This window comes from Microvirga massiliensis (assembly GCF_001006805.1).
Classification (GTDB): Bacteria; Pseudomonadota; Alphaproteobacteria; order Rhizobiales; family Beijerinckiaceae; genus Microvirga; species Microvirga massiliensis.
The window spans coordinates 38,444-50,477 of the sequence record NZ_LN811375.1; the positions used below are offsets into that span (position 1 = coordinate 38,444).

The window sequence follows — 12,034 nt, forward strand, 5'->3', positions numbered from 1 at the left end:
TTACCGGAAGCTCCTACCAAAGATACTGGCGGATCGAGTGGAACGAGGTGTACCGGCAACCGGGCCAAAACGGTTGCGATAACCGTTCTTATCGTGGGCCGTATGTCTGGTGCTGCGATGATCTCGCAGAGCCCTGCCGCGCGTCGAGGTATGATCGGATAAGCCTTGCGCCGACGACGTCGTCCAGACCGCAATCGGCCGCCAAACAAGCCCATTCCCGAAAATCGACGTCGCGAGCGATCGCAAGGCTACGAAAAAGCGTGTCGGCGAGCTCAACCATCATCGATCCGGAGCCGCACGAGGTTCTTGGTGGCGATCGCGTCGCCGGCCGCCGCAAACGCCGCCGTGTTGTCGAAGATGCACCACGCCGCGATACCCGCAACGGCATCACGTGCCAGCTTCCCGGCAACTTCCGCCCGGCGCTCGGCGTCGTAGGGCGAGTAATAAATCCGGGGTGATCCGTGCAGACGGTAATACGACAAGCCGCGCCCGCCTCCGGGGTCTCCCGCTGTGGGCACTGGCGCCGGGTCCGCTGCGACCCGCGCGATCCGGAGATCCTTCAACAGCGCTTCGACTGCAGGCACGAACCAGGAGTCGTGCCGGGGCTCACACGCGATGCCGCCCGTAAACCGGTCACGCAGTTCGACCAGGAAACTGTCAGCCACCCCGTTCTCAAAGCGCAAGCTCGGAGGCAACTGGACCAGAAGAGGTCCGAGTTTGGGACCAAGGCCATCGACCTCCATCAGGAACTGCTCGAGGCGATCTGTGGCATCTCTCAGGTGTCTCTCATGGGTGATCGCCTTCGGGATCTTCACCGCGAATCGGAAGTCCTCCTGAACGGAGGTTGCCCACCGCTCATAGGTCGTGCGCCGATGAGGCCGGTAAAATGACGAGTTGATCTCCACGGCATTGAGCGCGCCAGCATAACGCTCCAGGTGAGATCCCTCGGCGGGGAAGAAGCACGCATGCTCCTTCGGGATACTCCATCCTGCCGTGCCGATTCGGATCACCGAGCGACCTCTCCGTCTACGCCAAGACTCCGGTGAACAGGGCCGGTTCGAAAATGTTCACCGTAAAAGCAGCTAACCTTTCGGGGAACTTTCAAACCTTCCCGCAAGCCCTGCAAAACCCCAACCAACCGCACTTATGTCCTTGCAACTGGTGCGAGCCGCGTTGGGCGTCCGGGCCCAAGTGCATGCGTAGCCTACTTGCGTACCCTCAAGTCGTACCGCAAACTCGCTGCACGGGGTGCTGACGCTGTTCGACTTCGAACCGCGAGGCGAAGATGTCCGGGATCTCACGCCGGGCCTGCTTGCAGCTTGGAACCAGCGGGATCGCAGCCGCGGCCCTTGCCGCGATGGCTGGCCCGGCAGGCGCAGCTCTTGGCCCCAACGACAAATACGATCTTCTCATCAAGGGCGGCGAGGTGCTCGACCCCTCCGGGCCGCTGCGGGCCAGGCGCGACATCGGCATCCGCCGCGGCCTCATCGAGGCCGTCGAGGCCGACATCCCGGCCGAGCGCACCCTCCAGACCCTCGACGCGGCGGGCCGGCTCGTCGTGCCGGGTCTGATCGACCTTCACACCCATGTCTATCCGTATGGTTCGGCGCTCGGCATTCCGGCCGACGAGACCGTCCCCTTCACGGGGGTGACGACCGTCGTCTCGGCGGGCGACGCAGGCGCCAACAACCTCGCGGCGCTCCGTCGTCACATCGCGGCGCAGACCCGCACGCGCATGTTCGCGTTCGTCCATATCGCCAACATCGGTCTGGCGGGCTTCCCGGTCGCCGAACTCTACAACATCGACTATGCGCAGGTGGATGCGTGCGCCAAGGCGATCGCCGAGAACCCGGATTTCGTCCTTGGCGCCAAGGTCCGCATGTCGGAGAACGTGGTCGCCCAGCACGGCGCCGAGCCGCTCCGCCGCGCCATTCAGGCCTGCGAGCTATCCGGGCGACCCGCCAGGGTGATGGTCCATATCGGCGGGGTCGAGACCGCTGCCCTGATGAGCGAGATCCTCGACCTCCTCCGTCCCGGCGATATCCTGACCCATTGCTATTCGGGTGCGCCGAACCTGGCGGGCCAGTTCACGAACATCGTCCAGGACGGCAAGCTGCTGCCCGCCGCGCTCGCCGCGAAGCAGCGCGGGGTTGTCTTCGATGTCGGCCATGGCGGCGGCTCGTTCGACTATACGGTGGCCGAGGCGGCGATCCAGCAGGGCTGCCCGCCGGACACGATCTCGTCGGACCTCCACGTCGTCTCCGGCAACACGCCGGGCATGCCGTTCCTGCCCTGGGTGATGAGCAAGTTCCTCGGCCTCGGCTTCACGCTCGACCAGGTGATCGCAATGGCGACGACCGCACCCGCCAAGGCGATCGACCGTGGCGAGACGCTGGGCACGCTTCAGACCGGCGCGCCGGGGGACGTGACGCTGCTCGAGGTGATCGAGGGGCCCGTCTCCTTCGTCGACACCCGCAACAACCGCCGCGAGGGCCATACCATCCTGCGCCCCGTGCAAACGGTGAATAACGGCGTGCCGTTCGGCCGTCCCTTCCAGTTGCCCTTCGCGGTGAAGTGAAGGATTGCCGATCCCCAAGGACGCCCTCTGCGTCTTCTCGGAGCGCAACTCCTACTCACCACGGTGGGCCAGAGCAGCAAACCCGAACGAGCACCCAGTGGCGCGTCTTCGACGCCACACGAGGACGTCCGTCCATGCGGGCACTGGCATTTGTGATGAATCGACAGTCTCGCTTCTATGTCGGCAGGTTGCAGCCGGAAGAGGTCGCAGAGGTGCTTGCGAGCGCGTGCGGCCACTGGGGTTCGTGCGCCGAGTATCTCCACAACACGGTGGCTCACCTCCAAGAGCATGGCGTTCGCGACTGCTATCTCTGGCGCTTGCAGGCGCTTGTGGCCGAGCGGATCGGGGCCACAGCGGCGCGTAATGGGCATCCTGCAACGACCGCCACTTCACAATGTTCGCGCGGGTCCTATTGCGACTCGATCGTGAGGGCTCGATCGGCAAAGTGAAAGGTCGTTCGTGCCGATTGGGACGAGTCGCCTGATCAGTGGTGCGGCTGAGGAACTTCGCCTCAGGACCACTCCAATGCTCTCTCATTCTTGCAGCACCGATCCCACGTCGCTCGGAGTGCGGCAGCTTGAGCGCGTTCCCGGTGCGCACTCTCCCGCAATCGTGAGATGACGAGACAGGCCACGTCCTTGGTAAGATCATGTTCCTCCAGAGCTTCTGTCTTGTGGACGAGCATTTCGATTGCGCGCTCACGCGCCGCAGCCCAGGTGTCGGGGGCCTGCGCTTGCGCAAGAAGATGGCGTTGGTGTCCGCCGTTTCGGTCCCTTACGAGGACCCTCCTGGTCTTGTCTGGAAGTGATCCGGCCCCTCGTGACGGCAGGTGCGCATCCCTGAATACGCTCTGATCCCATGGCGGCAAAAGATCGCCTATTCTTGTCGTGACCATGCATACAAGGCGTCCGGCTCCTTCTCCTCGTTCCGACTGCCATCGGTCGTCTCCACCAAGCGAAAGCCATGCCTTTCGTAGAAGCGGATGGCTCTTGTGTTGCGTTGGAAGACCCAGAGCCGCAAGGCCAGGTAACTGTCCATTGCCTTCTTGAGCAGCCTTGCTCCCACTCCCTGTCGGTGGAATTCCGGTCTGACGTAAAGATGGCTGACTCAGCGTTCGCGGAAGCCGCAGTAGCCCTTGATCGGGTCATCGCCGCAGATCCAGACCCGATGTTCCGGGAAGAAGCGATTTTCGAAGAACCACAGGTCCTCCTCCGGCGTGTAGAGTTCAGGAAGATACGGGAGACATGATCGAATGACGAGGCGGTGCAGGCGGGCCACCTCACGAGCCTCGTGCGGAAAAGCCTCCCTCAAGTCGTCTGATGGCATGGGATGCGAATAAAGACCCGCCACGTCACATGCTTCCTTCAGATGGAGTCACTTCAGTGCCGCGCTTTGAGCGATAGGCGCATCCCTGATTCGCACCTGGAACGAAAAGGCCCGGGGAATGCCCGGGCCGAGGAGGGTAGGGGAGGGGTGTCTCAGTGGCCACCCACCGACATCGCAGACCGCTGCGGGTTGTGGTCCTGGAACACGCTCGGGGTGTCGGGTCCCTCGACCTCGAGGATGCCGGCCAGGCCGCGCTCGACCCGGCTCAGGGCATGGTCGACGAGCACGTATTTGCCGGGAACCTCCAGTTTGAAGTCCACCACGCTGGCGCCCCCAGGAGGCGTGGTGATCGTCTGCACGTCGTTCAGGGGCGATGTGGTCAGCGAGCCCATGGTATAGACCTTGTCGAAGATCTCACCAATGACGTGGAACGACGAGGTGTAGTTCGGGCCCCCCACTCCAAAGTAGACCCGCACCGTCTCGCCGACCTTCGCCTTGAGTGGGTTCTTCTTGAGCGCCTCGGTGGTACCGTTGAAGACGAAATACTCCGGGCGCTCGCTCACGAGCTTCTCGATGCTCTCCTCCAGGTGGCCCTCTGCACCGAACGCCTGCTCGGTGTAGATCTCGCCCTGCATGACGTAGAACTCGCGATCGACCTTCGGCAAGCCGCCCTCGGGCTCGACCAGGATCATCCCATACATCCCGTTGGCGATGTGCTGGGCGACCATCGGGGTCGCGCAGTGATAGACATACAGGCCGGGGTTGAGGGCCTTGAACTCAAAGTTGCGGGTCTCCCCCGGGTTCGCCTCGGTCGCCTTCGCACCACCACCTGGACCGGTCACGGCGTGGAAGTCGACGTTGTGCATCACCATGCTGTCATCGTGGTTCTTCAGTTTCACTTCGACCGTGTCACCCACTCGCACGCGGATGAACGGACCCGGGACTTTCCGGTTGAAGGTCCAGTAGTGATAGGTCGCTCCGTCAGCGAGCTGGCCCGTGACCTCGACGGTCTCGAAATCAACCTTGATGCGCCGTGGGCCCCGAGCGCCGATCGGCGCCGGCAAGTCGGTTGGGTCGCGCACGACATTCACCGGTGCCTCAGGCGTGCCGTTCGCTGCAGGATGGCTCGCGTGGTTATGCTGGGGAACCGTCACTTCCGCAGAGGCGACCTTCTGCTGCGCAGCGGCCGGCAGCGGCTGAGCGAGCCATGCAGTCGCGCCAAGCGCAAAAAGAGCGGCGGTCGCAAGAAACGGCCTGCGGCTCAGGGTCGTCAGCGGTGTCACTTTCGTCTCCATCGTTTCGCACCGCCTGCCGGATCGATATGTTTCCGCCAGCGGATGAAAAGACATTACGGTGGAGGCGACGCCCGCGATTTGTTGCAGTGCAAATAGAAACGTGAGATCGGCGCTCAATACGGAACGTTTGACATAGATCAAATCCCGTTACGTGATCTGAACGGTGCTCATGTCTTGCAAACACCGCACCGGTCCGCGCACTACTCGACAGGAGAGCTACCGGATTCTTTCAATCCGGAATTGCCGTAGCGGATCATTCCGCTCCTGCCGGCAGGCGACAAAGCGCGGCACATCACTTGGTTCTGTCCAGATCGCAGTCACGCACCGCGGTCAATGTTGGAGATTGCCGATCGCATGCTGGAACCATTCCTCGTGAAAGCTCATTGCCTGCGCACGAGATGGAGGCCGCGATGCCTGACGAGAAGATCGATCGCAAGCGCCCGGCGCATGCGGAGAACGAGCCCAAGCCGATCCAGCAACGGCACGTCGATGACACGGTGGACGACAGCTTCCCGGCAAGCGATCCGCCCGCCTGGACGACATCAGCCTCGAAGAGTGTCGCCGCGGAATGCGAGCCCGACGACCTGAAGGACGCTCCCATCCCACCCGGCGAGGGCCTCGAGACAGAAGCCGGAGACACCGCTCGATCCAGGGCGGATCAAGTCTCCGGACTCGCTCGCGACCTCTACAGGCGGAGCCGGTCATACATGGAGCAGGGCCGGCGGCACTGGCCCGAGGCCGAGCGCTACTACCGGCAGGGCACTGAGGCCATGCGGAGGCCCGTGCAGGAGCATCCGCTCGCCACCGTGATTGCCGTCGGGGCTCTGGGCTGTGCCCTGGGCTGGCTGATTGGCCGCCAGACAACTGGTCCTGCCCAGACACGGCAATGGCATCCTGGATCCAACCGGCGCCCGCAGGAGCCCCAGAACTGGCGCCCGGCACCCCGGAGACACGGTGGCACACAGCGCTTCGAGGCGCACGACGAGGCCGAGGCAGCAAGCCACACGAGCAACAGCTTTTGATCAGACAGGGTGGTCGAGAGAGGTCGACAAATCGGCCTCCGAAATTGCCTTGGCCTCCCGCGTGTAAGCTGCTCTTATGATTCGTCCGGAATTGAGTGTGTCGGTCTCGACGCCGACGATGGCGGGCTGCCCTTAGACTAAGTCTCGGCGTGGTTCGTCGCGGTCAGCGCCACGAATCCGTTGGGATCGATGCGGCCCTTCTCGGCGCCCTCCCAGAACAGGATCGGCAGCCACGCCGCCACGTCTGGAATCCCGTTCGGCATCCAGCGGAAGCTGGTACGCCCCTTCGGGGCGAGCTTGCCCTGCAGTTCGTTGCATGGGGGTGGTAAATATTCAAATGAAAACCCATTCTGTTCAAACGCTGGAGAACGCCCGTGAGCGAACCGCTCTTCGATCTCGTCGTTCGTGGCGGCACCGTTGCGACCGCGAGCGACGTCTTTCGGTCCGATGTGGGAATTACCGGTGATCGCATTACGGCGCTTGGCACCGACCTCGGTCCTGGCCGGAAGGAGATCGAGGCTCGCGACCGTCTGGTCCTCCCAGGCGGCGTCGACACGCATGCTCATATCGAACAGCTCTCCGCGGCCGGGATCATGAACGCAGATACGTTCGAGAGTGCCACGCGGGCCGCGGCGTTTGGAGGCACGACGACCGTGATATCGTTTGCCGCGCAACACGTAGGCATGTGTCTCACGCGTGTTGTCGAGGAGTACCACGCTCTGGCGCGGCAGGGTGCGCTGATCGATTACGCATTCCACATGATCGTTGCCGATCCTACGGTCGAAGCCATCGAGGAGGACATCCCGGCCCTCGTCGCCGCAGGACACTCCTCCATCAAGGTCTTCATGACCTATGATCGGCTGAAGGTCGATGACGAGAAGCTCCTCGATGTTCTGCTTGCCGCCCGGCGCACGCAGGCGCTCGTCTGCGTCCACGCGGAGAACCACGGGATCATCGCATGGATGGTCAAGCGGCTTCTCGCGAAGGGCTACACCGCACCGAAATACCACGCGGTCAGTCACGCCCGCATCTCGGAGGCTGAGGCGTTCACTCGCCTGATCGGCATGGCGGAACTGCTCGACCAACCGATCATGATCTTTCATGTCTCGACCCGAGAAGGGGCGGCGGTGATCCGTGAGGCCCGTGGGCGCGGGGTCAAGGTCTTTGCGGAGACCTGTCCACAATACCTCTTCATGACCGCAGCAGATCTCGACAAGCCCGGTTCGGAGGGCGCGAAATGGATGTGCAGTCCACCACCGCGGACGACGGACGACCAGGAGGCGCTCTGGCGAGCGCTCGCACTCGGTGATCTCCAGACGATCTCCTCGGACCATGCACCCTATCGATATGACGAGAGCGGCAAGCTGATGGCTGGACCGAGTCCCACCTTCAAGCAGATCGCGAACGGCTTGCCGGGGCTGGAGACACGACTTCCACTCCTTTTCGACGCCATGGTCTCCAAAGGCCGCCTCGGTCTCGAGAAGTTCGTCGAGGTGACCGCGACGGCGCCGGCCAGGATCTACAACCTGCACCCTCGCAAGGGATCGATCGCGATCGGCACCGATGCGGATCTGGCGCTCTGGGATCCTGATCGCGAGGTAACCCTTGCGGACGAGATGACGCACGACCGCGTCAGCTACACGCCTTTTGCAGGCCGCAGGGTTCGTGGATGGCCTGTGACGGTCCTCTCACGCGGGCGGGTCATCGTCGACGACGGGAAGCTCTACGGCGAGCCCGGATCGGGTCAATTCCTCGCTCGAAGTGGGGGTGAGGCCGCGAGACCGGCAGGCCGCCTGGTGGCGGAGATGGACCCGACCAGGAATTTCGGTGCCGACCTCTTGTAGGTTCGGGTGTCATCGAACTCAATCCGGGGGTGGCGTCACACCCGTCTGTGCGGTGATCCGGCCATAGTGCTCGACTCGGCGGTGCCGCTGAAAATCGAAGATCGTCTCCTTGCCGAAACGGGTCGCGTCGAGATCACAGGGGTGGATGATGACGCCGTCCGTCTCCCCTTCCAGTTCGGCGACGATCTCGCCGTCCGGATTCACGATGCAGGTGCCCCCCATCAGGTGATGACCATCCTCGACGCCGGCCTTTGCGACGGCAATGACCCAGGTTGAATTCTGGTAGGCGCCAGCCTGGAGCGAGAGCTTGTGGTGGAACATGCGTTGCGCCAATCCCTCCTCGCTCTTCTGCGAGTTCACGGACGGGGTGTTGAAACCGAGAACCACCATCTCGACCCCCTGCAGCCCCATGACGCGGTAGGTCTCGGGCCAACGGCGATCGTTGCAGATGCACATGCCGATGATCCCGTCCAACATGCGCCAGACCGGAAAGCCGAGATCGCCCGTCTCGAAATAACGCTTCTCCAGATGTTGAAACGTACGGGCTGGATCGTATTCGTCGTGCCCGGGTAGATGAACCTTGTGGTACTTGCCAACGATTGCGCCCGAACGGTCGACAAGGATCGACGTGTTGAAGTGTCGGCCTTCAGGGGTCAGTTCGGCAAACCCGAACGACATTGCCATTCCGTGCTGCGCCGCCCGCTCAAAGAGCGCCCGCGTAACCGGCCCTGGCATCTCGCGCTCGAACCACTCGTCCGCGTCGGCGCGATTCTCGTAATACCATCGAGGAAAGAAGGTCGTAAGCGCGAGCTCGGGATAGACGATCAGGTCGGCATCCGCAGCTTTGGCTTCGTCCATAAGGTCCATCATCCGGCGCACCACTGCCTGGCGGGTGTCGGCCCACTGGATCGGCCCAAGTTGGGCAGCTGCTGTCCGGATCATGCGCATACATTGGATCCTTTTCTTAACTCGCCTTGATCTCTGCGGTGGCATGCATCTGTTCAGGCAAGGAGATCCGCGAGGGTCAGTGCGACGACCTTCGTGGCCTTGCGGAGATCTTCGAGCACCAGCTTCTCGTCGGCCCGGTGCCCGTTGGCTTCGAGCAGGGAGCGCGGACCTGCCCCATAGAGCACCGTCGGAATACCGGCCGCGCTGTAGAGCCGCGCATCCGTGTAGAGAGGCACCCCATTGGCCGGAATGTCCTCGCCGAGCACCGTGCGGGCATGACGCTGGATCAACGACACGAGCCGCTCATGGCCGGGCTGCGGTTGCAACGGCCGGGCGAGCAGAATGCGCTGCGTCCTGACCGTCACGCCGGGCAGACGCGCCGCGACCGCCGCGATCTGCGCCACGAGATCACGCTCGACGGTCTCCGGAATCTCCTCGGGAATCATGCGCCGGTCGATGCGCAGCGTCACGACATCCGGCACGACATTGGTGTTGATGCCCCCCGCGATGAGGCCCACCACCAGCGTCGGGTGCTCGATGCCCGGTACGTTCGAGCGGTTCGCCTTGTAGGACTCGCGTAGCTCGTAAAGTGACGCGAGCAGCTTCGTGGCCGCCTCGAGCGCATCGACCCCGGTGTCGGGGCGCGCCGCATGCGCGGACTTGCCCTCAACCCGGATCTCAAGATGCAGGCAGCCGTTATGCGCCACCACGATGTTGTAGGAAAAGCCGGCGCTCAGCACGTAGTCGGGCTTCGTGAGCTTCTGATCGAGCAGCCAGCCGGGCCCGACGAGCCCGCCGATCTCCTCGTCGTAGGTCAGGTGGAGTTCTACGGTGCCCGCGAGCGGCGCCTGGCTCTCGATCAGCGCCTTGAGGGCGAAGGCATAGGTCGCGAAATCCGACTTCGAGACCGCCACGCCGCGGCCATACATCACGCCGTCGCGGATCTCGGCCCCGTACGGGTCCGCGGTCCAGCCCTCGCCGGGCGGCACCACATCGCCATGCGCGTTGAGCGCCACTGTGGGCCCGGGCCCGAAGCGATGGCGCACAATCAGATTGGTGGCGCTGATCATGCCGTTTGCCCGCACGACCTCCTCCGGGACCGGGTGACGCTCGACCGTGAAGCCGAGCGCTTCGAGAAGCCGGGCTGCGGCTTCCGCATGCGGGCGGCAGTCGCCGGGCGGATTATCGGAGGGAACCTTCACGAGTTCGGCCAGGAACGCGACCTGCTCGGGATGGAAGCGATCCACGATGGACGGCAGCGTGGAGACCGGCGCGATCATATTCATGAGGAGAGTCCGTTCTTCAAGATTTGAGTGACAGGGTGCGCGGATCGAGGTGCATCACGAAGTCCAGGAGGATCCGCACCGCAGCCTCGGCGTCCTCTGCGGTGATCGCCTCCGCGGGATTGTGGCTGATCCCGCCGGCGCAGCGGACAAAGAGCATGCCCGTGGGGCACAAGCCACCGAGCACCATCGCGTCATGGCCGGCGCCCGAGGGCAGGCGCAGGAAGGTCAGCCCGAGGCGCGCGGCGGAGGCTGAGAGCGCCGCGACGAGCCGGTCATCGCAGAGGCAGGCCGGCGCCTCGTGTTCCCGCTGCAGAGCGAGACTGACGCCACGCCGCTGCGCGATCGTCTCGAGCGCCGTGCGGATTGCGTCGACGGCCTGCTCGCGCACGGCATCGACGGGCGAGCGGATGTCGATCGTGAACTGCGTTTCACCCGGCACGACATTCACGGCGCCCGGACGCGCCTCGATCCGCCCGACCGTGGCGACGAGATCGGGTGTCGAGCGGGCGCGCGTTTCAATCGCCAGGATCATCTCGGCCGCGGCGGCAAGCGCATCGGCCCGCAGCGTCATCGGCACCGTGCCGGCATGGCCGGCGACGCCCGTCACGGCAGCGGAGAGGCGTGTCGCGCCGCTGATCGCCGTGACGACGCCGACTGGCGCCTCGCCGGCCTCGAGCACGGGCCCCTGCTCGATGTGGAGCTCGATATAGGCCAGGACCTCCTCGGACCGGCGCGCCACCGCGCCAATCCGGGCCGGATCGCCCCCGAAGCCGACAAGGGCCTGTTCGAGTGAGAGGCCGTCGCAGTCGCGCTGAGCGAGCGTGGCGGGATCGAAGGTGCCCGCCAGGGCGCGCGAGCCGGCCAGCGTCGAGGGAAAACGCACGCCCTCCTCGTCCCCGAACGCCACGACTTCGATCGCGAAGGGCAAGCGCAGGCCCTGGCGGGCGAGTTCCTCGACACAGGCGAGGCCCGCGAGCACGCCGAGATTACCGTCATAGCGTCCGGCATCCCGGACGGTGTCGATGTGCGAGCCGATGAGCAGCGCGGGCGCATTGGGCTCCTGGCCCTCGTAGCGACCTACAACATTGCCGATCGGGTCGAGCGTGGCGCGCAGGCCGGCGTCGCGCATCCAGCCCATCAGTTCGTCGGCGGCCCGGCGATGGGCCGGCGAGAGATAGAGCCGGATGAGCCGGCCCGCCTCGTCGGTGTGGCGGGCAAAGGCCTCAAGCCGCTCCATCAAGCGAGCGCCAAGTGAGCGGCGAGCCTGAGGCATCTCCTCAACCGTACGGAGGGCTGAGTTCATGGCGGAACTTCCAGGATGTTGAGCATTGGAGTGCAATGCCCGCGCGAAAGAACTGGAATGATCCGGCTCACATGACGTGGCTTCTGCTCTCTCGCGCGGGATGCATTCTCTTACGCGGCCTTCTGGCGATTGCGCGCGATTTGCGCGTCGACGAGCGCGACGGTCTCGTCGATGACGGGGTGACGCATGTTTTTCTGGGCCGCGACCGCCTGCACGAGCCGGTCGACCCGCTCGATATTCTGCGCGCCGGCAAACAGGGCCCGCGCCGCCGAGGACGGCCGCACCAGCCCCTGCGCGGCCGCCGCATATTTCTCGAACGGCACCAGATCCTCGGTCGCGGCGCCGAGCCGGAGGCAGACCTCGCGCACGAAGTCGTAGACGGCCCGCGACGCCTCCGGATCCGCGTGCACGGCCTCCTGGATCGAGCGGGGC

At 64.4% G+C, this 12,034-nt stretch carries 10 protein-coding genes and 3 pseudogenes; 4 read left to right on the plus strand and 9 right to left on the minus strand.

Annotated elements, in window-relative coordinates; translation table 11 throughout:
- Nucleotides 1-272 precede the first annotated feature (272 nt).
- Nucleotides 273-1,010, minus strand: coding sequence for a DUF72 domain-containing protein (locus BN1233_RS41110; RefSeq protein ID WP_046869468.1), 738 nt, complete (start codon nt 1,008-1,010; stop codon nt 273-275).
- A 275-nt stretch (nt 1,011-1,285) separates the two neighbouring features.
- Between BN1233_RS41110 and BN1233_RS41115 the strand changes: the two genes are divergently transcribed.
- Both BN1233_RS41115 and BN1233_RS41120 read left to right on the plus strand, forming a co-directional pair.
- Nucleotides 1,286-2,578 (plus strand): amidohydrolase/deacetylase family metallohydrolase, encoded by a 1,293-nt coding sequence (locus BN1233_RS41115; RefSeq protein ID WP_046869469.1) that lies wholly within the window; start codon nt 1,286-1,288, stop codon nt 2,576-2,578.
- Entirely contained in the window at nt 2,575-3,027 is a 453-nt protein-coding gene (locus tag BN1233_RS41120) for a gamma-glutamylcyclotransferase (RefSeq protein WP_074078480.1), read from the plus strand. Before BN1233_RS41115 ends, BN1233_RS41120 begins: the two co-directional genes overlap by 4 nt.
- 427 nt (nt 3,028-3,454) lie before the next feature.
- Here BN1233_RS41120 and BN1233_RS51515 read toward each other — a convergent pair.
- The 3 genes and pseudogenes from BN1233_RS51515 to nirK all read right to left on the minus strand — a co-directional run.
- Nucleotides 3,455-3,673 (minus strand): annotated as a pseudogene (locus BN1233_RS51515) (GNAT family N-acetyltransferase); the annotation flags it as partial.
- A 12-nt stretch (nt 3,674-3,685) separates the two neighbouring features.
- Nucleotides 3,686-3,928 (minus strand): hypothetical protein, encoded by a 243-nt coding sequence (locus BN1233_RS48060; protein WP_147707839.1) that lies wholly within the window; start codon nt 3,926-3,928, stop codon nt 3,686-3,688.
- A 128-nt stretch (nt 3,929-4,056) separates the two neighbouring features.
- Nucleotides 4,057-5,187, minus strand: coding sequence for a copper-containing nitrite reductase (gene nirK, locus BN1233_RS41130; protein WP_244470746.1), 1,131 nt, complete (start codon nt 5,185-5,187; stop codon nt 4,057-4,059).
- 422 nt (nt 5,188-5,609) lie between these two features.
- Here nirK and BN1233_RS41135 point away from each other — a divergent pair, with 422 nt between their 5' ends.
- A complete protein-coding gene (locus BN1233_RS41135; protein WP_147707840.1) occupies nt 5,610-6,221 on the plus strand; it encodes a hypothetical protein in 612 nt (203 codons plus the stop codon).
- 140 nt (nt 6,222-6,361) lie between these two features.
- Here BN1233_RS41135 and BN1233_RS51520 read toward each other — a convergent pair.
- A pseudogene (locus tag BN1233_RS51520) lies at nt 6,362-6,526 on the minus strand (dihydropyrimidinase); the annotation flags it as partial.
- Nucleotides 6,527-6,595: 69 nt separating this feature from the next.
- Here BN1233_RS51520 and hydA point away from each other — a divergent pair.
- On the plus strand, nt 6,596-8,065 hold the full coding sequence (gene hydA / locus BN1233_RS41140) for a dihydropyrimidinase (protein WP_046869471.1): 1,470 nt from the start codon (nt 6,596-6,598) through the stop codon (nt 8,063-8,065).
- Nucleotides 8,066-8,083: 18 nt separating this feature from the next.
- Here hydA and BN1233_RS41145 read toward each other — a convergent pair whose 3' ends face one another.
- The 4 genes and pseudogenes from BN1233_RS41145 to BN1233_RS41160 form a co-directional block, all read right to left on the minus strand.
- Complete coding sequence (locus BN1233_RS41145) at nt 8,084-9,013, minus strand: N-carbamoyl-D-amino-acid hydrolase (protein WP_046869472.1); 930 nt, start codon at nt 9,011-9,013, stop codon at nt 8,084-8,086.
- A 53-nt stretch (nt 9,014-9,066) separates the two neighbouring features.
- Nucleotides 9,067-10,293, minus strand: a complete 1,227-nt coding sequence (locus tag BN1233_RS41150; RefSeq protein WP_147707842.1) for an ArgE/DapE family deacylase — start codon at nt 10,291-10,293, stop codon at nt 9,067-9,069.
- A gap of 22 nt (nt 10,294-10,315) precedes the next feature.
- The gene (locus tag BN1233_RS41155) at nt 10,316-11,602 is read right to left on the minus strand and encodes an allantoate amidohydrolase (protein ID WP_046869474.1); all 1,287 of its coding nucleotides are present in this window, start codon (nt 11,600-11,602) and stop codon (nt 10,316-10,318) included.
- A gap of 110 nt (nt 11,603-11,712) precedes the next feature.
- Nucleotides 11,713-12,034: pseudogene (locus BN1233_RS41160) on the minus strand (hypothetical protein); the annotation flags it as partial.